We start from the raw sequence: 22,686 nt of genomic DNA, 5'->3' as shown, positions 1-22,686 counted from the left end.
TTCGCCCTACTAGACAAGCACGCCGGCGAGGGAGTTGGGCCCCGCCTCGGTGATGCGCACGCGGCGCAGCTCTCCAATGGCGGAGGCGGGGGCCTGCACGTGCACGGCGTGCAGGTGATCGGACTTGCCGGCCATCTGGCCTTCCAGCCGTCCCGGCTTTTCGAAGAGGACGCCCACCTCGCGCCCCACCATCGCCTCCAGCGCCGCGCGCTGCTGCTCGGCGATCAGCGCCTGCAGGCGATGCAGCCGGTCCATGGAGACCTCGCGCGGCACCTGCCCCTTGCGATCCGCCGCCGGGGTGCCGGGGCGGGGGGAATAGGCGAAGGAGAAGGCGGCGCCGTAGCCGACGGCGCGCACGAGGCTCATCGTCTCCTCGAACTCCGCCTCCGTCTCGCCGGGAAAGCCGGTGATGAAGTCCGATGTCAGCAGGATGTCGGGGCGGGCTTCGCGCAGCCGCTCGATGACGGCGAGGTACTCGGCGGCGCTGTGCTTGCGGTTCATCGCCTTCAGTACCCGGTCGGAGCCGGACTGCACCGGCAGGTGCAGATAGGGCATGAGCTTGTCCACCTCGCCATGGGCGGCGATGAGCGCGTCGTCCATGTCGTTCGGGTGGCTCGTCGTGTAGCGGATGCGCAGGAGGCCATCGATCTCCGCCAGCGCCCGCACCAGCCCGGCGAGGCCGCCCGGATGGCCGTGGTAGGCGTTGACGTTCTGGCCCAGCAGCGTCAGCTCGCACACCCCCGCCTCGACCAGCGCCCGCGCCTCGGCCAGCACCCGCTCGGCGGGCCGGGAGACCTCGGCGCCGCGGGTGTAGGGCACCACGCAGAAGGCGCAGAACTTGTCGCAGCCCTCCTGCACGGTGAGAAAGGCCGTGGGCCCGCGCGTCGCCTTGCGGCGCTCGGGCAACTCGTCGAACTTGTCCTCGGCGGGGAAGTCCGTCTCCACCAGACGGGCGCCGGTGGCGAGGGCGCGATCCAGCTCCGGCAGGCGGTGGTAGCTCTGCGGGCCGAGGACGAGATCGACCATCGGCGCGCGGGTGAGGATATCCTCCCCCTCGGCCTGGGCGACGCAGCCGGCGACGCCGATGCGCATGCCGGGGCGGGCGGCCTTCAGCTCCCTGAGGCGCCCGAGCTCGGAATAGACCTTCTCGGCCGCCTTCTCGCGGATGTGGCAGGTGTTGAGAAGCACCAGATCGGCCTCGCCCACGTCCTCCGTCTGCTCGTAGCCGCGGCCGGCCAGCGCCTCGGCCATGCGCTCGCTGTCATAGACGTTCATCTGGCACCCGTAGGTGCGGATGTGGAGCTTCTTGGCCATGGGGCCTCGCGAGGGGTCTGGGTCTGGCGAGAGGCTCTAGCGGCTCGCGCCCGGCCTTGCAATGCAAGGCGCCGCGAGCGAAGGCTTGGCCCATGCGCTACGAGAGCCTCTCCTCCCTCCTCTCCGCCCGCCCGGCCGCGCTGGCGAAGGGCCCTGTCGCGGCGATCGTGGCGGAGGACGAGGTGGAGCTGGGCTCGACCCTCGCCCACCACTTGCGCTGCGGCTTTGCCACCCTGCTGCTCTTCGCCGACCCCGGCCTCGCCCTGCCGGAGCTGCCCGAGCTGGCCGACGAGCGGGTGGCGCGGGTCGATCTTGCGCCAGGGCAGGGGCGGGCGGCGATGCGCGCCGTCAACGAGGTCATCGCCCGGGCGCCGGCGGGCACGTGGCTCTACTACGGCTACGGGGCGGAGTACCTGTTCTACCCCTTCTGCGAGACGCGCAGCATCGGGGAGATGCTGGCCTTCGTGGCGGAGGAGCGGCGGGACTCGGTGCTCACCTACGTCATCGACCTCTACGCCAGCGACCTTTCCGCCGCGCCCGAGGCCGTCTCGCTGACCGATGCGCATATCGACCGCAACGGCTACTTCGCCCTCGCCCGGCGTGACGAAGCGAACCATGGCCACCCGAAGGACCGGCAGCTCGACTTCTTCGGGGGCCTGCGATGGCGCTTCGAGGAGTTCGTGCCCGAGGCGAGCCGGCGGATCGACCGGATCGGACTTTTCCGCACGAAGCCGGGGCTGAAGCTGCTGGCGGATCATCGCCTCTCGGACGAGGAGATGAACACATATGCCTGCCCGTGGCACCATTCGGTGACGGCGGCGATCTGCTCCTTCCGGACGGCCAAGGCGCTCAAGCGCAATCCCGGCTCGACCTTCGCGATCAGCGATTTCATGTGGGGCAACTCGGTGCCCTTCGACTGGGCCTCGCAGCAGCTCCTCGACCTCGGTCTGATGGAGCCGGGCCAATGGTTCTGAGCCAGTGGTTCTGACCCAGTGGTTCTGAGCGCTCAGGCGCCGACGAGGCCGAGGGCGAGGTAGAAGACCAGCGTGGCGGAGAGCGGCAGCCCCATGGGGAAGCGGCGGCCCGCCTCCCAGCTCTGCCAGTCGGGCGCGAGGCGGCGCAGCGGCGTGGCGCGGGCGAGGCGGTGCGCGGCATAGCTGGCCAGCAGGCAGGCGGCGAAGAGCAGCAGGATCAACCGCAGGTCGGCCAGCGCGATGAAGGGCGCGGCGGCGGCGGCGAACTTGGCGTCTCCCGCGCCCATGGCGCCGACGGCGAAGAGCAGCATGGCGGCGATCAGCACCACGGCGAGGTGGCTGTAGCGCCAGATGTAATCGGACATCTCCAGCGCGAAGGGGCCGAGCACGACGTAGACCGCCAGCAGCGCCAGCACGGCGATGTTGGTGATCTTCATCATGGAGAGGTCCGACCAGCAGACATAGAGGCAGATCGGAACGACGAGCGGCAGGAAGAAGGCGGCCTCCCGGGCCGTGACGGCAAGCATCGCCTCTACGCCGCGCCGTCTTCGAGCGCGCGCAAGGCGCGCACGGCCTCCTCGAAATGCTGGGGATGCGTGTCGACCGCCTCGCGCAGCAGCTGCTTGCCGATGGTCAGGTCGTTCTGCTTGATGGCCGTCAGCGCCGCCGTGTAGAGCAGCTCCGCCCGCTCGATCTGGCTCATCGGCACCACTGGCAGCTCGTAGACGCGCTGGGCGCCGCGGGCCATGACGAGGTTGTTCTTGGCGGTGAAGAGCTGCGGGTCGTGCCGCAGCGCATCCTCGAACAGCCCCTCCGCCTCGCGGTAGGCCCCGCGGGAGAGCTTGGAGAAGCCCCAGTTGTTGAGCACGCCGGCGGGCGTCGTCGTCAGCCCGGCGGCGATCTCGTAGAAGCTGTCGGCCTTCTGCCATTCCTGGTTGCTGTCGGCGACGATGGCCTCGAGGCGGTAGCGCTCGTAGGTCTCGTAGGTCGGCGGGATGGCGTCGAGCGCCCGGTCCGCCTCGTCCCAGCGATCGGCGCGGATCATCGCGCCGGCCAGCTGCACCCTGTCCTCGTTCGTCGCTTCGCCGTGCGCCGTGACGGCCTGCCAGGCGGTGACGCCTTCCGCCGCGCGGCCGGCGCGGACGAGGGAGGTGGCGAGGCCGCGCTCCAGATCGATGCGCCCGGGGTTCGCCTGCAGGGCGCGGGTGAAGTAGCTGACCGCCTCCGTCGGGTCGCCCACGGTGAGCATCACCTCGTTGAGGTTGGTCTCGTCCACCACGTTGATGTCGGCCAGCGCCCGGTCGACCACCGCGTCACCGGACTGCGAACAGGCGGACAGGCCAACGGCCCCCGCCAGAAGGGTGAAATGGATCGCCCGGAGCATGGAACTGCCCTCGCTGATATGTCTCTGCCTCAGAGCGGTGCGAGGATCAGGTAATCGCCCTGGCCACGCCGCACCAATTGGAACTGTTCGTCCTCTTGGGGGGGAGCATAGAACGCCGCATCCCGTCTTGCGAGCGCCAATCTCAGGTTGTCCCGAATCCGGTCGGAGTTTCCGTTGTCCGTTGCATAGGCGCGACGAAAGGCCTCGGCGGCTTCTGCGACCTTGCCGCGCTCCATCAGGATGACGCCGAGGTTGTTCCACGCCGGCGGGAAGGAGGCATCCTCCTCCACGGCGCGGCGCAAGAGCTCCTCCGCCTGGTTCAGCCGCCCGAGGCGGAGGTTGGCGGAGCCCATGGCCGAGAGCGTGTCGATGGTCAGCCCCTGCTCGGAGGCGGCGCGGGTGTAGGCGCGCAGGGCCAGCTCGTATTCCCCCGCCGCCATCAGCCGGTGACCGATGATCAGCCCGTCGATATCGGGCTCGCCGGAGGGGCCGGGCGCATAGACGCCGCCGGCGGACTGGTTGAGATCGCCGCCCCCGCAGGCGGCCAGCAGAACCATCAGAGCAGCGGAAAAAAGGGCGGGCAGGAGGGCTCGGGCGGGCCCGTCACTCCTCGCCGCTGTCGATCTCGTGACCTTCGTCAACGCCTGTCGCTTCTGCCGCCCCGCCACCGCCGAGCGTCTGGTAGATGTCCCAGACCGACGGCCCGATCAGGATGATGAGAAGCGGCGGCACGGTCAACATCATGGTCGCCAGCGTCATCTTGGTGGGCAGGGTGTTGGCCTTCTCCTCCGCCCGCATGACGCGCTTGTCGCGCATCTCCCCGGCATAGACGCGCAGCGCCTCGGCGATGGAGGTGCCGAACTGCTGGCTCTGGATGAGGACGGTCACGAAGCTGGTCACGTCCGCCACGCCGCAGCGCTCGGCCATGTCGCGCAGCACGGCCGTCTTGTCCTTGCCGGCCTTCATCTCGTAGGCGACCATCTCGTATTCTTCCGACAGCTCGGGAAAGCCGGTGCGCAGCTCGCGCGCCACGCGGATGATCGACTGGTCGAGCGACTGGCCCGCCTCGACGCAGACGAGCATCATGTCGAGTGAATCCGGAAAGCCGTTGGTGATCGCCTGTTTGCGCTCCTGCTGGCGCCGGTTCACCCAGTACTTGGGCAGCATGTAGCCGACGACGCCGGGGCCGAGCCCGTAGAGCGCCAGATCACGCGTCGTCGGGTCGCCCGTGGCGGAGAGGTAGAGCGTGTAGGCGATGCCGAGGATCAGCCCGCCGATGCCCATGGCGAATTGCGAGAAGTGGAAGATGCGCACCGCGTTCTTCGAGCGGTAGCCGGCCTGCAGCAGCTTCAGGCGCGAGGCGGAGAACTCCTCCTCGCTCTGCGGCTCGAGGAAATTCGAGTAGCGCTCCAGCTTGTCGCCGCGGCCGTTGCTGGCGGCGCGCAGCTTGTCCTTGCCGGGGGCCGTGGTGACCTTGGGCGTGGTGTTGGAGTCCTTCAGCTTGTCGAGCGGGTCCTTCTCGCGGCGGATGAGGAAGGCCAGCGCCACGAGGATCAGGACGATTCCGGCCGCGCCGGCCAGCATCACCGGCCCGAGGGGGCCGAGCGGAGCGATGAGGGTGTCGTTCAGCGTCTGCAACATGTCCGGTCAGACCTTGATGTTCACGAGCGAGCGCATGACGACGAGGTTCGCCACCAGGAAGGCGCCGACGACGAGGCAGGCGGGGATGAAGACGGAGGTGTCCTTCACCTCGTCGTAGTAATTCGGCTCGGCGATGTTGATCCCCACCAGCGCCACGAGCGGGAAGGCGGAGAGGAAGAGGCCGGAGAACTTCGCCTCCGCCGTGATCGCCTTCACCCGCCGGAAGAGGCGGAAGCGGGCGCGGATCACCTTGGCGAGGCCGTCGAGGATCTCGGCGAGGTTGCCGCCCGCCTGCTGCTGGATCGTGACCGCCACGGCCAGGAAGCGCAGATCCTGCATGTCGATCCGCTCGGCCATGGCCTTGAGCGTCTCGCCCATGTCGCGGCCATAGGCCGCCTCGTCGGAGATGACGCCCATCTCGGTGCCGAGCGGGTCCGGCACCTCCTTGGCGACGATGTTGATGGCGCTGGAGAAGGGATGCCCCACGCGCAGCGAGCGGACCATGAGCTCCACCGCGTCGGGCAGCTGCTCCTCGATCAGGCTCATGCGCTTCTTGGCCTTGTTGTTGATCCACAGGTAGACGCCGGCGATCCCCATCGCGATGGCGGCGAGCGCGCGGATCGGGGTGGAGGCGTCGGTGAAGTAGGTCAGCCCCATGAAGGCAACGGCGGCGAGGCCGGCCATGACGCCGATGAGCTGGACGGGCGTGAAGGCGATATTGGCCTTCTGCGCCTGGCTGGCGAGGAGCGAGTAGAGCGGGATGCTCTGGCTCTTCATGTGCTGCGTCATCTCCTTGCGGAGCTGTTCGAGCACCTCTTCACGGCGGCCACCCTTTTCCAGCAGCTCCAGCCGGCGGTTGACGCGGGAGTTGAGCTTGATCGATTTGCCGAAGGCGACGAGGTAGACGCCCTCGACGAGCACGAGGACGGCGACGAAGATCAGGCCGTAGATGATCGGTTCCGGAGAGAGGGACATGAGGCGTCCTATCCGTTGAAGGGTTCGAAGATCGCCGCCGGCAGGTCGAAGCCCCAGAGGCGGAATCTCTCGGAGAAGTGGCTGCGGACGCCGGTCGCCGTGAAGTGGCCGATGATCTTGTTGTCAGCCGTCAGGCCGGTGCGCTGGAAGCGGAAGATCTCCTGCATGGAGATGACGTCGCCCTCCATGCCGGTGATCTCGGTGATGGAGGTCATGCGCCGCGAGCCGTCCTGCAGGCGGGAGGCCTGCACGACGAGGTTCACGGCGCTGGCGATCTGGCTGCGCATGGCCTTCATCGGCATGTCGACGCCGGCCATGGCGATCATGTTCTCGAGGCGGGAGATGGCATCGCGCGACGAGTTGGCGTGGATCGTCGTCATCGAACCGTCGTGGCCGGTGTTCATGGCCTGCAGCATGTCGATGACCTCCTCGCCCCGCGTCTCGCCGACGATGATGCGGTCTGGCCGCATCCGCAGGGCGTTCTTCAGGCAGTCGCGGGCGGAGACGGCGCCGCGGCCCTCCACGTTGGCGGGCCGGCTTTCCATGCGGCCCACGTGCGTCTGCTGCAGCTGCAGTTCCGCCGTGTCCTCGATGGTGAGGATCCGCTCGGAGTTGTCGATGAAGGAGGAGAGGGCGTTGAGCGTCGTCGTCTTGCCCGAGCCGGTGCCCCCGGAGACGATGACGTTCAGCCGGGTGGCGACGGCGGCTTGCAGATATGCTGCCATCTCCTCGGAAAAGGCGCCGAATTTCACCAGGTCGTCGATGCCCAGCTTGTCCTTTTTGAACTTCCGGATGGAGACGAGGCTGCCGTCCACCGCGATGGGCGGCACCATGGCGTTGAAGCGCGAGCCGTCGCCGAGGCGAGCGTCGACATAGGGGTTGGACTCGTCCACGCGGCGGCCGACGGCAGAGACGATCTTGTCGATGATGCGCTGCAGGTGGCGCTCGTCCTTGAAGGTGATGTCCGTCAGCTGCAGCCGGCCGCCGCGCTCGACGAAGATCTGCTGCGGCCCGTTCACGAGGATGTCGGAAACGCTGTCGTCCTTCAGCAGGGTCTCCAGCGGGCCGAGGCCCGTCACCTCGAAGTAGAGATCCTGGTTGAGCTGGGCGCGCTCCTCTCGGTTGAGGACGATGCCGAGCTCCTCCAGAGTCTCAGACGAGATGGCCTGGATCTCGGTGCGCAGCTCCTGCTCGCTCGCCTTCTCCAGCGCGGCAAGGTTGAGGTTCTCCAGCAGCGCCTTGTGCAGCTCGAGCTTGATCTCGCCCAGCCGCTCCTTGCGGCGCTTTTCCTTGTCCGCCGGCGGCGGTTCGGCCGCCGCGGTGGGGGCCGTGCGCATCAGCGACTTGCGCGGCGCCGCGGGCTCCGCCGCCGGGGTGGGGGCCGGCTGGGCGGCGGCGGGGGCGGCGGTCTTGGCCGGGCGCGCGTCAGGCTTCTTGTATTTGGAAAACATGGGCGTCTTTCACAATCAGGCTTTGGCGCGCTCGTCGTCGGCGTTGACCTCGTGCACGGACTTGGCGAGCTTCTGGATTTCCTTGCGCAGGGCATTCTTGGCGGCGGCCACGGCGAGCGGCGAGCCGTGGTCGTTGACCTGCACCACCTGCTTGCCGCCGTCGGGCATCGTTACCTCGATGGAGATGCCGAGGCTCTCGGCCAGCCGCTTGACCCGGGCCTTGCCATTGAGGTCGGTGAAGCCCGGCGCCCGGTTGAGCACGAAGCGCAGCTTCTCGAAGGGCAGATCCTCGCCCTGAAGGCCGCGCTTGATGCGCAGCGCGTTCTGGGCGGAGCGCATGTCGAGTTCGATGAGGGCGAAATACACATGCGCGGCCTGCAGCACCGTCTCCGACCACTCGACCATGGTGGTCGGCATGTCGATGACGACGTAGTCGAAATTCAGCCGCGCCGTCTCGATGATGCGGCCGACGTCGTCGGGCGTCAGCAGGTCCATCGGCACCAGCTCGGCCGGGGCGGTGAGCACCTGCAGCTTGGTCTCGTAGGGCAGCAGCGCCTGCATGAAGCTCTCGCTGTCCATCGCGTCGATGTTGGAGAGCAGCTCCAGCACCGCCTCCCGGCGCGGCAGGTCGAGATAGGTGGCGACGGTGCCGAACTGCAGGTCGAGGTCGAGGAGGCAGACGCGCGGGCGGTCGCCCTCGGGCGACAGGCTCGCCAGCTCCCAGGCGAGGTTGGTGGCGAAGGTCGTCGCCCCCACGCCGCCGGCCAGCCCGTGGACGGGGATCACCACGCCCGAGCGGTCATCCTTGGCGCGCAGCGGCGTCGGCTCCGTGCTTGCAGGCTTCTCGCCCTCGTCCGGCGTGCTCATCCGGCGGATGGCGCGGTCGAGCTCGCCCTCGGGCAGCGGGTAGGGGATGAACTCGTCGCCCCCCTCGCGCAGCAGCTGGTGCAGGGCGGCGGGGCTGACATCCTCGGCGATGAGGATCACCTTGATCCCCCGTGCCTTGGCGGAGGCGATCACTTCCATCAGCAGCGTCAGGTCGGTCTCGTCCTCTGAATCGAGGGCGAGCGCGATGAAGTCGAGGCTGTCGGCATCCGGCTGGTCGAGGAAGGTCAGGGCGTCGGTGAAGCTCAGATCCCCCCAGCGCTCGCCGAGGCTGGCTTCCATGTCCTCGATCAGGAGGTCGAAGATCTGCACATCGCGGCTGACGGTGCAGGCCACGATCGGCTGTGGATCGGGTTGCAGGACGGCGGTGCTTCCCATGGTCCAGTGTTCCTCACTTCTACCAGCGGCGCGGCCCGCGGACGGGGCCGCAAGCCTGGAGGAGGATCCAACGGAATCGGCGCCTCCTCCGAAGACACGAAGTGCGCGTCAATCGGGGCAGGAATCGGGCTTCAAATCTGGAATTGTTGGGGCAGGGGTGACGATCGTCTCAAATTCGCGTGCCCTGTTCACGCTCGGGGGACGTTCAGCCCTCTCCGCCGCCGCCGCCGGCACTCTGGCCGCCGCCACCACCGCCAGTGCCACCACCACCGCCAGCACCGCCACCACCGCCGCCGCCCAGCGACTGCCCGGCGCTCTGCACGGTGGGGGAGGGCGCGGCGGAGGCGACGTAGTCGCGGAAGATCACCTCGGCATACTTGCCGTTGAGCACATTGGGATGGCCGGAAACAAAGCCCGACACCTCCGTCACCGTGCGGCGGTTGGCGCGCTCGGGATCGGTGGTGGTGATGAGCGGCTGCGTCTCGCCATAGGAGACCACCGCCTCAAGGCGGGAGCGGGAGATCCCGTGGGTGATCAGGTAGTTGACGGCCGCATTGGCGCGGCGGAGGCCGAGGTCATAGTTATAGGCGTCGCTGCCGACGAGATCGGTGTGGCCGAAGACGCGGAAGCCCACTTCCGGGAACTGGCGGATGAAGGAGGCCTGCTGATCCAGCGTCGCGCGCGCCTCGGCGCTGAGGGCGGCGGAATCGAAGGCGAAGTTGATCATCGTCGGCACGCTCTCGGAGAAGCGGGCATTGAAGCCGACAAGGTACTCCGCCTCGCCGGTCTGCACGGCGAGATTGTTGGCGGTGGCCGTGCCAAAGGCCGGGAAAGCCGGATCGGCGACGATCAGCGTGCCGGCCTCGGGGGCGCAGCCGGCGAGAAGGCCCAGCATCGCCGCGGTGGGGATCAGTCGCTGCATCGCCTCGCTCGCCTTTCGCACAGTCACGCCTGCCTCAGTCCAGCACGTAGCCGTAGGGGCTGGAGAAGTCCTGCCGGGCCACCTCTCCCGCCGCGCCGGTGACGGGAGCATTGCCGGAGACCTGCCCGAAGAGGAAGAGGTCGCGCTCCGTCGGCGGGCGCACCCTGTCCGTCGGCAGGGCCAGCGCCTCGCCGCGCGTCGGCGTCACGAGATGCGGGGTGATGATGATCACCAGCTCCGACTGCTCGCGCTGGTACTCGGCGGAGCGGAAGAGCGCGCCGAGGATCGGGATGTCGCCCAGCCACGGCACCTGCCCGTTGAGATCGCGGAAGTCGTCGGTCAGCAGGCCGGCGATGGCGAAGCTCTCGCCGTCGCGGATCTCGACGGTCGTCGAGGTCTCCCGCCGGCGGAAGGCATCGACGGAGAAGCCGTTGACCGTCACGCCGTTGCTGGAATCGATGGAGGAGACGGCGGCCGAAAGCTCCAGGTTGATCAGGTCTCCGTCCACCACGCGGGGGACGAAGTTCAGCTCCACCCCGAAAGGCTTGTACTCGACGGAGACGGAATCGCCGTTGCTGATCGGCACCGGGTATTCGCCGCCGGCGAGGAAATGCGCCTCCTGCCCCGAGAGGGCGGTCAGGTTCGGCTCCGCCAGCGTGCGGACGACACCGCGCGATTCCAGCGCCTCCAGAAGCATCCCCACCTCGACGCCGCCGGCGTTGAAGCCGAAGAGGAAGGCGCCGTTGTTGAGGTTGCTCGCCGGGATGTTGCCGCCGAAGGCGTTCTGCATCGCGCCGGAGGTGTTCAGGCTGTTCGCCCCGCCGGAGACGCCGAGGTCGCCGCCAAGGGTCGTCCCCTGCACGCTCAGCGAGGAGGAGAGGGACTTGGAGACGGAGCGCTGCATCTCGGCGAAGCGCACGCGCAGCATCACCTGCTGCTGGCCGCCCACGTCCATCAGGTTGCTCACCCGGTCGGGCGCATAGCGCTCCGCCAGCTCCAGCGCCCGGTCGAGCGCCACGATGGAGGAGACGGTGCCGGAGAGGACGATGCCGTCATTGGCGGTGCGCACCTCGACCGGCTCGCCCGGAAGGATCTGCGCCAGCCGCTCGCGGAACTCGCCGATATCGGGCGTCACCTGCACTTCGACGTTGGTGATCAGCCGCCCCTCGGCATCGAGAATCGTCAGCGTCGTCCGCCCCGGCTCCTTGCCGAGGACATAGATCGTCCGGTCGCTGAGCGAGGAGATGTCGGCGATGCCCGGGTTGGCGATGGAGAGCTCGGCGAAGGGCGTATCGCTTTCGACCACCACGGCGCGGTTCATCGGCACCTGCAGCGCCGACGTCGGTTGCCCGCGCAGCACCCGCAGCGTTTCCGCCACCGCGACATGCGGCAGGGCGGCAAAGCCGGTGATCAGGGCGATACTGGCCACCCTGAGTGCGTCTTGAAACTTCATGTGACCTGCCTCTCGGATCACGCCCGACATGCGCCTCTTGCGGGTCGCCTTCGGGTCACCCTGACAGCGGCGCCGCCTCAATACAACGATCAGCGCCTTGCGCGGCGGTCCTCATGTGGACAAACCGCAACAGCAAACGCCGCCGGAGGTCCGGCGGCGCTTGCGAAATGCGGCGATCTGCGCCAGCGGCCACGGCCGCCGTCCGGGCTCAGTCGGGGCAGGGGATCGGGATCTCCACGACTTCCGAGCCGCGGCGCGTGCGGATGGTGCAGACCTCTTCGGGCGGGGGCGGCGGGGCCACTTCCACCGGCTCCTCCTCTTCCACAATGCCGAGGAGGGAGCGCTGGTCGACCTCGACCGCCATGGCGACCGTCTCGTCCGAGTAGCCGACGAGCGCGAGGGAGAGCTTGCCGGAGGCCTGGGCCTGGGCGAGCGCGGCGACCTGCTGGGGGTCGACCTCCACCGTCACCGTGCGGGCGACGGAGGCCTCGGAGCGGCCAGAGTCGATCGTCTGGTCGACCGCAACGAGGCGCAGGCCGGTCTCGATGAGCTTCGTCACCTGCCGCCCGGTGCCGGAGACGGAGCGCCCGGCGGTGCCCGTCCAGTAGACGTCCACCCGGTCCCCCGGCCGCAGGAAGCCGGAGACACCGGAGGCCACGTCGACGGAGATGGCGAAGGCCCGCTTGCCCGGCGTCAGCCGCGTGGTGATGCCGGCATCGGCGCCCGGCTCCGTCACCTTGGCGGCGAGGACAGGCTCGTTCGGCTCCATCTGGCGGGCGACCATGCGCAGCGCCTCGGTGCCCTGCGGGAAGAGCTCCTCCTCGGTGCGGAAGACGCCCTCGGGCAGGTAGGGCTCTGCATAGGGGATCAGCGTCACGTCCTCCGGCGTCAGGCGTTCGCCGTAGCCGATGGTGCGCGTGACGGCATAGACATCGACCGTCGGCACCCGCTCCGCCGCGGCGGCGCGTTCGACGGCGAGCGCATATTGCTGCTGCTCGAGGTAGCCCTTCACCGTGTAGACGGCGAAGCCGGCCAGGCCGAGCCCGACGAGAAGCACGAGACCGAATACGGCGCGCATGGCGTGTCCTTTCTGCTCGATGCGGGGTTTCTGGCGACCCCGCCTCACTTAGGCTCTCACCTCACTCGGTGACCATCTCCGACAGCTGGTTGCCGACGGAGTCGGCAGGTTCGATCGCGGCGCTCGAGATTCCGGCGGCGATGCCGACGGCGAGGAAGCCGATCGCTGCCGTGAGCACGACCCAGTCGACCGTTACGGCCCCGCCTTCGTCGGTGGGGAAACGTTTGAGGATGTCATGCACGGCAGCACCTCTTCTGCGTGAGAACTTGCACTTGCAGGTCTGAATCGCGGATGAATGTGGCGGAACTCTGTTAGTTGGGCGGTGCTTTGGTGGAGCCCGGCCCGCCACCCCGGCCGGGGTTTCACCCCGTCCCTCAAGCGGAAAGGCCGCGCCCGGGGCGCGGCCTTTCGCTGACGTCGCTGATGTCAGGATCAGCTGTCGGCCGTTTCCATGCCGGTCAGGTCGCCGCCGATGTCGGTGGCCAGGCCCTCGGCGCCGGTCTGGATGGAGCCGAGAACGGCGATGCCGAGGCCCACGATGGCGGCGGTCAGCACGACCCAGTCGACGGTGACAGCGCCGGATTCGTCAGCACGGAATTTGTTGATGAAGTTGAGCATTGAGTGTCCCTCCTCAGGGTTTCACGCGGATTATAGGGTCTGGGGCGGATCGTCTCAGGCCGGCCTCTCATGGCCCGATCCCCGTCTCAGGTAGGCTCAATATGGCGGGTCAATTCAGGCGGGAATTTGGCACCTTTCGCTCGTTTGTGGTATATCTCCGTGGCAGAGGGGTTTGGTTAAGCCCCTGATTCCCCGCCGGAAAAATTTCACCGTCACCCAAAGTCCGCAGAAATGGGGCAGGCGGGCCCCCGCCGTCTGTCCAAAGGCCCGCCCGCGTGAGAGCATGAGCGCAACAACAAAACGGCGGGGCCCGGCCCCGGAGGCAGGCAGATGAGACTGGCAAGAGGGGCGGCGCTGGCCGCCATCCTCCTTTCCGGCGCGAGCGCGGGAGCGGCCCTGGCCGACGACACCCGCCTGCAGCCCGACTTCACCTTCCGCCGGGTGGCGGCGCCGCCCTCCGGCACGCCGCCCCGCATCACCGTGCAGATCGACCCGGAGGCCCCCAGCGCCATCCGTCCCGGCAACTCCGCCTATGGCGAGGCCGAGGCGGTGCCGCTCGCCGCCGCCCCCGGCGCGGCGATGCCGCAGATGCCCCCGGCCAGCGGGGCGGAGTGGTTCTGGGCCCTCGTGCCGCCCGAGCTCGGCATGGGCGCGGCGGAGCGGGTGAACGCCGCCCTCGCCGTTCTCGCCTCGCCGCCGGAGGGGGAGGGGGTGACGACGCCCCGCCTCGCCACCCTGCAGGCCATCGCCGAGGCGCATGGCCGCGACATCCTCGCCGCCACCATCGGCACCGAGGTCTCGCCCGCCCTCGTCCTCGCCGTCATCGCGGTGGAGAGCGCCGGCAACGCGGGCGCCGAGAGCCATGCCGGCGCCGCCGGCCTGATGCAGCTGATGCCCGACACCGCCACCCGCTTCGGCGTCGCCGACCGGCTCGATGCGCTGGAATCCATCCGCGGCGGCACCGCCTATCTCGACTGGCTGCTCGGCCATTTCCAGGGGGACGCCGTCCTCGCGCTGGCCGGCTACAACGCCGGCGAAGGCTCGGTGCGCGACAATGGCGGCGTGCCGCCCTATGCCGAAACCCGTGCCTACGTGCCCAAGGTCCTCGCCGCGTGGCGCCTCGCCCGCGGCCTCTGCCAGACGCCGCCGGAGCTGCTCTCCGACGGATGCGTCTTCACGGTGAACAACCTCTGAAAAAGGGGCCGCCCCTTCATCTGGCCAAAAATACCCTCGGGGGGCTCCGGGGGGCAGCGCCCCCCGGTCCCGCAGCTTCAGCCAGCGCCTCCGCTCAGTCGGTGAAGAGCCCCGTCCACTCCGGGTGCTTGGCCCTCTGCGCCTTCACGTAGGGGCAGAGCGCCACGATGCGAAAGTGCCGCTCGCGGGCATCCTGCACCAGCGCCTCGACCAGCTGCTTGGCCAGCCCCTGGCCCTCCAGCGCCTTCGGCACCTCGGTATGCTCGGCGATGACCAGCTCGGGGGAGGTGAGCGAGGTCACCAGCTCCGCCGAACCCTCGGGCCAGTCGATGTGGTAACGGCCCTTGCCGCCGGCCTCTTCGTAGGTGACCTCGTCAGACAATGGTCGCCTCCGTCGCGTCGCGCATCTGCTCGTCGGTGACACCGTCGGCCAGTTCCACGATTCTGAGCCCGCCCTCGACGACATCGAGCACGCCGAGGTTGGTGATGATCCGGTCCACCACGCCCGCGCCGGTCAGCGGCAGGGTGCATTCCTTGAGCACCTTGGAGGCGCCCGACTTGTTCTGGTGATCCATCACCACGATGACCTTGCCGACACCGGCGACCAGATCCATCGCGCCGCCCATGCCCTTCACGAGCTTGCCGGGGATCATCCAGTTCGCCAGGTCGCCGTTCTCGGCCACTTCCATGGCGCCGAGGATGGCGGCGGCGATCTTGCCGCCGCGGATCATGCCGAAGCTCGTGGCGCTGTCGAAATAGGCCGTCTTCGGCAGCTCGGTGATCGTCTGCTTGCCGGCGTTGATGAGGTCAGCATCCTCCTCGCCCTCCAGCGGGAAGGGTCCCATGCCGAGCATGCCATTCTCCGACTGCAGGGTGATCTCCTTGTCACCCACGTAGTTGGCGACGAGCGTGGGGATGCCGATGCCGAGATTGACATACATCCCGTCTTCCAGCTCTTCGGCGGCACGGGCGGCCATCTGGTTGCGATCCCAGGGCATGAATTCTCCTCCTCAGGAACCCGAGGCGGACAGCGCCTCGGGAATGTCGATGGTGATCGTGGTGCCGGTCGGGCCGCTCTCCACGTCGAGATCGGCCTCCAGCTCGGCCAGCAGCCCGGCGAGGACACGCCCGCCGACGGAGTCGGAGCGAGGCCATTCGGCACCGTCGGCGATGCCCGATCCGTCGTCGGAAAAGACGATCCGCACGCCGGTCTTCCCCCGGGGCTCCGCGGCGATGCGGATGGTGCCGTTCTCGCGACCCTCGTAGGCGTGTTTCATGGCGTTGGTCACGATCTCGGAGGCGATGAAGCCGAGCTTGCCGCCGATGAGGGCGGAAACGCGGGCTCCCTCCGGCACGTCCACCTCGATTTTCAGCGACTCGTGCCCGCCGGTGCGGGAGACGGCGCGCGCGATCCGCTCGAGGAAGGATCCGAGCGAGACCTGATTGGCCGTCCTGTCGCCGCCAGCCGGGTCGGAAAGCTCCTCGTAGAGCGCCTGCAGGCCGGCGATGCGTTCGATCAGGTGGTCGAAGGGGGCGCGGTCGGGCGCGCGGCGGCCTTCCATGCGGATCAGCGAGGCGATCATCGCGAGGTGGTTCTTCACCCGGTGCTGCAGCTCGCGCACCATCCGGCTGCCGAAGTTGACGGAGCGCAGCCGCTCCCCCCGGGTCAGCGGCTTCTGCACGCCGAGGAAGTAGGTGACGACGCCGTTCTCGCGCACCGGGGTCATGACCAGCCGGTTGACGAAGGTCGTGCCGTCCTTGCGGTAGTTGAGAATGTCGACGGTCGTCTCCTCCTCCTCCGCGATGGCGCGGCGGAGCTGATCGACATCCTCGGGATCGGTCATGATCCCCTGCATGAAGCGGCAGTTCTTGCCCATCACCTCGTCGCGCCGGTAGCCGGTGACCTTCTCGAAGGCGGCGTTGACGTAGACGATCGGGTTGTCGGGCTGCCGCGGGTCGGTGACCAGCAGCGAGATGTTCGAATGGTCGAGCAGCGCCATGGCCTCACGGTCGGTGAAGGCCTCGGGCGGGAAGGGGGAGGAGAAGGTCTCAGTCATCGGCGCGACCAGTCGTCAGGCGGCCCGGACGGTGCGCTGCTCGATGCGCTTCTCGTGCTCGCCCTGGATGAGACGGTGCACGTAGATGCCGGGCAGGTGGATCGCGTCGGGGTCGAGGGAGCCGGCGGGGACGATCTCCTCCACCTCCATCACGCAGGTCTTGCCGCACATGGCGGCCGGCGGGTTGAAGTTGCGGGCCGTCTTGCGGAACACGCAGTTGCCCGTCTCGTCCGCCTTCCACGCCTTGACGATGGAGAGGTCGGCGAAGATGCCCCGCTCGAGGATGTAGGTCTGCCCGTCGAAGTCCTTGTGCTCCTTGCCCTCGGCGATCACCGTGCCGACACCCGTCTTGGTGTAGAAGCCCGGGATGCCGGAGCCGCCGGCGCGCATCCGCTCCGCCAGCGTGCCCTGCGGGTTGAACTCCAGCTCCAGCTCGCCGGACAGGTACTGGCGCATGAATTCGGCGTTCTCGCCGACGTAGGAGCTCATCATCTTCCGGATCTGCCGCGTCTCCAGCAGCTTGCCGAGGCCGAAGCCGTCGACGCCGGCATTGTTGGAGGCGACGGTGAGGTCCTTCGTGCCGGCCTCGACGAGCGCGTCGATCAGCAGCTCGGGGATCCCGCAGAGGCCGAAGCCGCCTGCCGCGATTGTCATGCCGTCGAAGAGCAGCCCGTCGAGCGCATCGCTCGCCGACCCAAATACCTTCTGCATCTCACGCCTCCCCATTCGCAATATGACGAGTCTTCGCCCGCAGGTGTGGCAAAGTCAACGCGGGGAAGAGGCGCTGTTATGCGATAACATGGGCCTCACAGCGTTGGATCGGCGCGATTTTCAGGGGGCCTGTGACGGGCCAGGGCGATGCCGAAGGTCAGGATGCCGAGCCGCCCCGCCGTCATCAGCACGATGACGATCAGCTTGCCCGCGGCAGTGAGGTCCCCCGTCAGCCCCAGCGACAGCCCGACGGTGCCGACAGCCGAGACGGCCTCGAAGAGCACCTGCTCGAAGGGGGCGCTCTCGGTGGAGAGCAGCAGGATCATCGCGATGCTCATGACCCCGGCGTAATAGGCCAGCGAGGCGCCGGCGGCGCGCAGCTTCTCCTCCGGCAGGCGGCGCCCGGCGAAGCGCACCTCACTCTCGCCGCGCAGTGTGGCGCGCACCAGCGCGAAGAGGGCAGCGAAGGAGGTCGTCTTCAGCCCGCCGCCCGTGCCGGCCGGCGAGGCGCCGATGACCATGAGCACCAGCAGCCCCATGACGGACGCCGGGCCGAGCGAGCTGATGGGTACGGTGTCGAAACCGACGGTGGTGGCGGCGGTCATCGTCTGGAAGAAGGCCGCGAGCAGCCGTTCGCCAAGGGGCAGGGCGGCGATCGTCGGGTCGTCGATGGCGAGGAGCGCGGTGCCGAGCAGCAGGAAGGCGGCGGTGATCCGCACGATCATCTTCGTGGTGAAGAAGGCCCGCGCCCGGCGCCGGCGCAGCGAGCGCCAGACATCGACGACGACGAGAAAGCCCATGGCCCCCAGCAGGCTGAGCGCCGAGATGACGAGCGAGACGCCGGCGTGGGCGGAGTAATCCTCCAGGCTGTTGGGAAAGAGCGAGAAGCCGGCGGTGCAGAAGGCCGAGACGGAGTGGAAGATCGCGGCCCAGAGCGGCGCCGCCTCTCCCGCATCGCGGAACATCGGGTAGAGCGCCGCGGCGCCCGCCGCCTCGGCCAGCAGGGTGAAGAGGACGACGGACATCAGGAAAGGCCGCGGGTCGATCCTCTCCGGCAGCTCGAAGGCGGCGCGGGCATTGGCGGCGCGGTGGCTGGAGAGCCGGCGCTGCACAGCGATCAGCGCAAACGAGCCGATGGTCATGTAGCCGAGGCCGCCGAGCTGGATCAGCGACAGGATCACCGCTTCGCCGAAGCCCGAGTAGCTGGAGCCGGGATCGACGGTCGCAAGGCCGGTGGTCGAGACGGCGGAGGCGGCGATGAACAGCGAATCGAGCGGCGCCACCACTTCGCTGCGCGAGATCGGCAGGAGCAGCAGCACCCAGCCGATGGTCATGTAGGCGAGGTAGCCGGCGAGCAGGCTGCGGGCGGGCCGCTCTGCCCAGCGGGCATAGCGGGCGCGCAGGCGGCCTGTGCGCGCAAGGGCGGGCTCGATGGAAGCCATTGGGGATGTCCTTGAAGGGGATTGACGCGCGGCGCCGCCGGCGTGGCCGGGGCGCTGCAGGGCAGTCAGCCGTATCCTACTGTGCCGGCCGGGGGGCGGCGAAGGGGGGAGAGGAGGGGCGCCGAGGCGCAGCTGCGAACATTGTCATGTCCTCACAACCGGGGTGCTTGATAAAGCCGCAGGGGCCGCGGAGTTCCGCGGCCCCCGGGGATAGTCAGCTGTCGCCGGCCTCGTCAGTCTCGGCGGTCTTCGCCGCTGCGGACGTCTTGGCGGGGGCCTTCTTGGCCGCCGCCGTCTTGGTTGTGGACTTGGCCCCAGTCGACTTAGCCGCCGGTTTCTTGGCGGCGGTCTTCTTGGCGGCCGGCTTCTTCGCAGCGGCTTTCTTCGGCGCGGCCTTCTTGCGGCCGCCGCCCTTCTTCGCCGCCTTCTCGTTGACCAGCTCGACGGCCTGATCCAGCGTCACCGCCTCGGGCTCGACGTCCTTCGGCAGGGTGGCGTTGACCTTCTCCCACTTCACGTAGGGCCCGTAACGCCCCGGCATCACGGCAATTGCGCCGCCATCGGGGTGCTCGCCCAGCTCCTTTAGCGGCTTGGCGGCCGCGCCGCGCCCGGCGCCGCGGCTGGCGGCCTTCTGGGCGAGGAGCTCGACGGCCCGGTTCATGCCGATCTCGAAGACCTCGTCGACCTCCTTGAGGTTCGCGTAGAGCCGCCCGTGCTTCACGAAGGGGCCGTAGCGCCCGATGCCGGCCTCGACGGGCTCGCCATCCTCGGGGTGCTTGCCGACCTCGCGGGGCAGGGAGAGCAGGCGCAGCGCCTTCTCAAGATCCATCGCCTCGATGTCCCACGTCTTGGGCAGCGAGGCGCGCGGCGGCTTCGGGATCTCCTCCGTCACATCGCCGCGCTGCACGTAAGGCCCGAAGCGCCCGTCGCGGAGCGTGATCGGATCGCCCTGGTCGTGTCCGAGGAGCTTGCCCTCAGCGGGGATGTTGCTCTCCTCCGCGCCCGGCGGGCCGAAGGGGCGGGTGTAGCGGCACTCGGGGTAGTTCGAGCAGCCGATGAAGGCGCCGCCCGACCGCGCGGTGCGCATCGACAGCCGGCCCTTGTGGCAATTGGGGCAAAGCCGCGGGTCCGTCCCGTCCTCGTTCGGCGGGAAGAGATGCGGCTCCAGCACCTCGTTGATCTTCTCCAGCACGTCGGTGATGCGCAGCTCGCTCGTCTCGGAGATGGCGGCGGAGAAATCGCGCCAGAAGCGGGCGAGCACCTCTTTATACTGCGCGTCGCCGGCGGAGACGGAATCGAGCTGCTCCTCCAGATCGGCGGTGAAGTCATACTCCACGTAGCGGCGGAAGTAGTTCTCGAGGAAGGCCGTGACGAGCCGGCCTTTATCCTCTGGAATCAGGCGGTTCTTGTCCTTGCGAACATACTCCCGGTCCTGGATCGTCGTGACGATGGAGGCGTAGGTGGAGGGGCGGCCGATGCCGAGCTCTTCCATGCGCTTGACCAGCGTCGCCTCGGTGTAGCGCGGCGGCGGCTGGGTGAAGTGCTGCTCCGGCGTGATGCCGCGCTTCTCGGCCGGCTCGCCCTCGGCGACCTGCGGCAGGCGCTTGTCGTCATCGTCCGTCAGGGCGTCGTCGCGCCCCTCCTCGTAGATCTTGATGAAGCCATCGAAGAGCACGACCTGCCCCGTCGCCCGCAGGCCCACCTGCCCGTCGGCGGAGGCGATGTTCACCTCCGTCCGCTCCAGCCGGGCGGCGGCCATCTGGCTGGCGATGGTGCGCTTGTAGATCAGGTCATAGAGCTTGCGCTGGTCGGGATCGGAGATCTTCAGCTTGTCGGCGGAGAGCGTCATGTCCGTCGGGCGGACGCATTCGTGCGCCTCCTGCGCGTTCTTGGCCTTGTTCTTGTACATGCGCGGCGAGTTGGGGAGGTATTCCTCCCCGTACTTCGCCTTGATCGCGTCACGGGCCTGCATCACGGCCTCGGGCGCCATGTCGATGCCGTCCGTCCGCATGTAGGTGATCAGGCCGGCCTCGTAGAGGCGCTGGGCGGCGCTCATCGTGGCGCGGGCGCCGAAGCCGAACTTGCGGCTCGCCTCCTGCTGGAGGGTGGAGGTCATGAAGGGCGGGGCCGGGTTGCGGGTGCCGGGCTTGGCCTCGACGCTCTTGATCGACAGATCGCGCTTCTCGATGGCGCTGACGGCCATGTCGGCGGACGTCTTGTCGCCAAGGTCGAACTTCTCCAGCTTCTTGCCGCCGAGCGTGACGAGCCGGGCCTCGAAGGTCTGCCCCCGCGGCGTGGCGAGCTGGGCGGCGACCGACCAGTATTCCTGCGCGCGGAAGGCCTCGATCTCCATCTCCCGCTCGACGATCAGGCGCAGGCAGACGGACTGCACGCGCCCGGCGGACTTGGCGCCGGGGAGCTTGCGCCAGAGCACGGGAGAGAGATTGAAGCCGACGAGGTAGTCGAGCGCGCGGCGGGCAAGGTACGCCTCCACCAGCGGGGCATCGACCTGCCGGGGGTTCTTCATCGCCTCGGTCACCGCCGCCTTGGTGATGGCGTTGAAGGTGACGCGGCTGACGGCGGTGTCCTTCTTGATCGCCTTGCGGGCGGTCAGCGCCTCCTGCAGGTGCCACGAGATCGCCTCGCCCTCACGGTCAGGGTCCGTCGCGAGGATCAGCGAGGGGTCGGACTTCAGCGCATCGGCGATGGCCTTGACGTGCTTCTTGGAGTCGCTGGCGATCTCCCACTGCATGTCGAAGTCATGATCGGGATCGACGGAGCCGTCCTTCGGGGGCAGGTCACGGACGTGACCGTAAGAGGCGAGGACGGTGTAGTCGCTGCCGAGATACTTGTTGATCGTCTTGGCCTTGGCCGGAGATTCAACGACGACGACGGGCATGGGGCACTTTCCGAAAGGGGAGGGGCAGCGATTGGGGCGCGACCATGGGGGCGCGGTTCGGGGCTTGTCAATGCGGCCCGCCAGCCGGCGGGGCAGGGGAGTGAGCGGCCCGCGCCAAGTGGGGTGTCAGCCGTCGCGGGTCAAGAGGCCGCCGGTCTCGCGGCGGATGCGGCCGCCGAGCTCCAGCTCCGTCAGGGCGGGGGCGGCCTCGTCGGCGCGGGCGCCTAGATCGCGCAGCAGCTGGTCCTCCGCGAGGGGGGCGTGGCCGAGCCGGTCGAGGATGGCGGCGTGCAGGTCCCGCGTCTCGCCCGTAGGGCGGGTGGGGGCCGAGGGGAGGGCGGCGACCGTCTCCGCCAGGGGGGCGGGGGCGGCCGGCTCCTCCAGCGGCAGGCAGGGCTGGGGGGCGGGGCCGAGGGCGGAGATCACGTCTTCGGCACGGCGGACGAGCGTTGCGCCGTCGCGGAGCAGCATGTTGCAGCCCGAGGCGCGCGAATCGAGCGGGTGGCCGGGGACGGCCAGCACCTCCCGCCCCTGGTCGAGCGCGGCGCGGGCGGTGATGAGGCTGCCGGACTTCGCCGCCGCCTCCACCACCACCACGGCGCGGGCGAGGCCGGAGACGATGCGGTTGCGGAGCGGGAAGTGCCGCGCCTGCGGCTGCCGCCCGAAGGGCTGCTCGGAGAGGAGGAGGCCGCGGGCCGCCACCTCCTTCGCCAGATCGACGTTCTGCGGCGGATAGGTGATGTCGAGCCCGCCGGCGAAGACGGCGATGGTGCCCGTGGGCAGGGCCGCGGCATGGGCGGCGGCATCGATGCCGCGGGCGAGGCCGGAGGCGATGACGAAGCCCTCTTCCCCCAGCTCCTGCGCGAGCCGGCGGGCCATGCGCAGGCCGAGCGAGGAGGCGTTGCGGGCGCCGACCATGGCGATAATGGGCCGCTTCAGCAGGGAGAGATCGCCGATTCCCCAAAGGATTGGAGGGGCATCGGGAAGGTCGGAGAGGGCCGCGGGATAATCCGGGGCGCCGAAGGCGAGGAAGTGGGCCCCGGCGCGGCGCGCGGCTTTCAGCTCGGCGCGGGCAATGCCCTCGGGGCAGACTTGGTATTCCGTTTCGCCTGCGTTCCGGGCGAGGCCCGGAAGGTCCGTGAGTGCGGCCCCGGCGCTGCCATGCTGCCGGAGAAGGCGGTGGAATGTCTGCGGCCCGACGCGGCGGGAGCGCAACAGGCGAAGCCAGGACAGCCGTTCATCTTCCGTGGTGGGTGGGAGTGGGGGGTGAGTGGAAGAAGGGGTTGCCCCGGCCATCCTGACCTCGTCCT

General features: G+C 68.8%; 22 protein-coding genes. 2 read left to right on the top strand and 20 right to left on the bottom strand.

What is annotated here, in order from left to right; genetic code table 11:
* Window positions 1-9: 9 nt before the first annotated feature.
* Window positions 10-1,314, bottom strand: a complete 1,305-nt coding sequence (gene miaB / locus GY170_RS12590) for a tRNA (N6-isopentenyl adenosine(37)-C2)-methylthiotransferase MiaB (protein ID WP_163894179.1) — start codon at window positions 1,312-1,314, stop codon at window positions 10-12.
* Between the two features lie 92 nt (window positions 1,315-1,406).
* On the opposite strand from miaB, the gene GY170_RS12585 reads away from it, so the two are divergent.
* Window positions 1,407-2,288, top strand: coding sequence for a glycosyltransferase family 2 protein (locus GY170_RS12585; RefSeq protein ID WP_163894177.1), 882 nt, complete (start codon window positions 1,407-1,409; stop codon window positions 2,286-2,288).
* Between the two features lie 32 nt (window positions 2,289-2,320).
* Here GY170_RS12585 and GY170_RS12580 read toward each other — a convergent pair whose 3' ends face one another.
* The 12 genes from GY170_RS12580 to GY170_RS12525 all read right to left on the bottom strand — a co-directional run bounded on the left by GY170_RS12580 (window position 2,321) and on the right by GY170_RS12525 (window position 13,073).
* Complete coding sequence (locus GY170_RS12580; protein ID WP_163894175.1) at window positions 2,321-2,815, bottom strand: prepilin peptidase; 495 nt, start codon at window positions 2,813-2,815, stop codon at window positions 2,321-2,323.
* A 5-nt stretch (window positions 2,816-2,820) separates the two neighbouring features.
* The gene (locus GY170_RS12575) at window positions 2,821-3,672 is read right to left on the bottom strand and encodes a tetratricopeptide repeat protein (RefSeq protein ID WP_163894173.1); all 852 of its coding nucleotides are present in this window, start codon (window positions 3,670-3,672) and stop codon (window positions 2,821-2,823) included.
* A 29-nt stretch (window positions 3,673-3,701) separates the two neighbouring features.
* Window positions 3,702-4,229 carry a tetratricopeptide repeat protein gene (locus GY170_RS12570; protein WP_163894170.1) on the bottom strand — a complete coding sequence of 176 codons (528 nt, stop codon included), beginning with the start codon at window positions 4,227-4,229 and terminating at the stop codon, window positions 3,702-3,704.
* A 46-nt stretch (window positions 4,230-4,275) separates the two neighbouring features.
* Window positions 4,276-5,313: a type II secretion system F family protein gene (locus GY170_RS12565; RefSeq protein WP_163894169.1), complete on the bottom strand. Its 1,038-nt coding sequence runs from the start codon at window positions 5,311-5,313 to the stop codon at window positions 4,276-4,278.
* Window positions 5,314-5,319: 6 nt separating this feature from the next.
* On the bottom strand, window positions 5,320-6,288 hold the full coding sequence (locus GY170_RS12560; RefSeq protein ID WP_163894167.1) for a type II secretion system F family protein: 969 nt from the start codon (window positions 6,286-6,288) through the stop codon (window positions 5,320-5,322).
* A gap of 8 nt (window positions 6,289-6,296) precedes the next feature.
* Complete coding sequence (locus GY170_RS12555) at window positions 6,297-7,739, bottom strand: TadA family conjugal transfer-associated ATPase (protein WP_163894166.1); 1,443 nt, start codon at window positions 7,737-7,739, stop codon at window positions 6,297-6,299.
* A 15-nt stretch (window positions 7,740-7,754) separates the two neighbouring features.
* Window positions 7,755-9,002: a CpaE/TadZ family protein gene (locus tag GY170_RS12550; protein WP_163894164.1), complete on the bottom strand. Its 1,248-nt coding sequence runs from the start codon at window positions 9,000-9,002 to the stop codon at window positions 7,755-7,757.
* Between the two features lie 205 nt (window positions 9,003-9,207).
* Entirely contained in the window at window positions 9,208-9,924 is a 717-nt protein-coding gene (locus GY170_RS12545) for an OmpA family protein (RefSeq protein ID WP_163895354.1), read from the bottom strand.
* A gap of 34 nt (window positions 9,925-9,958) precedes the next feature.
* Window positions 9,959-11,377, bottom strand: coding sequence for a type II and III secretion system protein family protein (locus GY170_RS12540; protein WP_163894162.1), 1,419 nt, complete (start codon window positions 11,375-11,377; stop codon window positions 9,959-9,961).
* A 208-nt stretch (window positions 11,378-11,585) separates the two neighbouring features.
* Window positions 11,586-12,455 carry a Flp pilus assembly protein CpaB gene (cpaB, locus tag GY170_RS12535; RefSeq protein ID WP_163894161.1) on the bottom strand — a complete coding sequence of 290 codons (870 nt, stop codon included), beginning with the start codon at window positions 12,453-12,455 and terminating at the stop codon, window positions 11,586-11,588.
* 61 nt (window positions 12,456-12,516) lie between these two features.
* A complete protein-coding gene (locus GY170_RS12530) occupies window positions 12,517-12,696 on the bottom strand; it encodes a hypothetical protein (protein WP_163894159.1) in 180 nt (59 codons plus the stop codon).
* Between the two features lie 191 nt (window positions 12,697-12,887).
* Window positions 12,888-13,073 (bottom strand): Flp family type IVb pilin, encoded by a 186-nt coding sequence (locus GY170_RS12525; protein ID WP_163894157.1) that lies wholly within the window; start codon window positions 13,071-13,073, stop codon window positions 12,888-12,890.
* A gap of 330 nt (window positions 13,074-13,403) precedes the next feature.
* Between GY170_RS12525 and GY170_RS12520 the strand changes: the two genes are divergently transcribed.
* Window positions 13,404-14,267 (top strand): lytic transglycosylase domain-containing protein, encoded by an 864-nt coding sequence (locus GY170_RS12520; RefSeq protein ID WP_163894155.1) that lies wholly within the window; start codon window positions 13,404-13,406, stop codon window positions 14,265-14,267.
* A gap of 94 nt (window positions 14,268-14,361) precedes the next feature.
* Here GY170_RS12520 and GY170_RS12515 read toward each other — a convergent pair whose 3' ends face one another.
* The 7 genes from GY170_RS12515 to dprA all read right to left on the bottom strand — a co-directional run bounded on the left by GY170_RS12515 (window position 14,362) and on the right by dprA (window position 22,672).
* Entirely contained in the window at window positions 14,362-14,649 is a 288-nt protein-coding gene (locus tag GY170_RS12515; RefSeq protein WP_235924172.1) for a GNAT family N-acetyltransferase, read from the bottom strand.
* Complete coding sequence (locus GY170_RS12510; RefSeq protein ID WP_163894151.1) at window positions 14,642-15,265, bottom strand: 3-oxoacid CoA-transferase subunit B; 624 nt, start codon at window positions 15,263-15,265, stop codon at window positions 14,642-14,644. Before GY170_RS12510 ends, GY170_RS12515 begins: the two co-directional genes overlap by 8 nt.
* Window positions 15,266-15,277: 12 nt before the next feature.
* Window positions 15,278-16,324 carry a PAS domain-containing protein gene (locus GY170_RS12505; RefSeq protein WP_163894149.1) on the bottom strand — a complete coding sequence of 349 codons (1,047 nt, stop codon included), beginning with the start codon at window positions 16,322-16,324 and terminating at the stop codon, window positions 15,278-15,280.
* Window positions 16,325-16,339: 15 nt separating this feature from the next.
* On the bottom strand, window positions 16,340-17,035 hold the full coding sequence (locus GY170_RS12500; protein ID WP_163894147.1) for a CoA transferase subunit A: 696 nt from the start codon (window positions 17,033-17,035) through the stop codon (window positions 16,340-16,342).
* A 95-nt stretch (window positions 17,036-17,130) separates the two neighbouring features.
* On the bottom strand, window positions 17,131-18,477 hold the full coding sequence (locus GY170_RS12495) for a TrkH family potassium uptake protein (RefSeq protein WP_163894144.1): 1,347 nt from the start codon (window positions 18,475-18,477) through the stop codon (window positions 17,131-17,133).
* A gap of 214 nt (window positions 18,478-18,691) precedes the next feature.
* Window positions 18,692-21,376 carry a type I DNA topoisomerase gene (gene topA, locus GY170_RS12490; protein WP_163894142.1) on the bottom strand — a complete coding sequence of 895 codons (2,685 nt, stop codon included), beginning with the start codon at window positions 21,374-21,376 and terminating at the stop codon, window positions 18,692-18,694.
* 126 nt (window positions 21,377-21,502) lie between these two features.
* Complete coding sequence (gene dprA, locus GY170_RS12485) at window positions 21,503-22,672, bottom strand: DNA-processing protein DprA (protein ID WP_163894140.1); 1,170 nt, start codon at window positions 22,670-22,672, stop codon at window positions 21,503-21,505.
* Between the last annotated feature and the right edge of the window lie 14 nt (window positions 22,673-22,686).

Source organism: Pseudoroseicyclus tamaricis, assembly GCF_012070395.1.
GTDB classification, from domain to species: domain Bacteria; phylum Pseudomonadota; class Alphaproteobacteria; order Rhodobacterales; family Rhodobacteraceae; genus Pseudoroseicyclus_A; species Pseudoroseicyclus_A tamaricis.
Note: the sequence above shows the minus strand (reverse complement) of the source record. Positions and strands in the feature narration are given on the sequence as shown.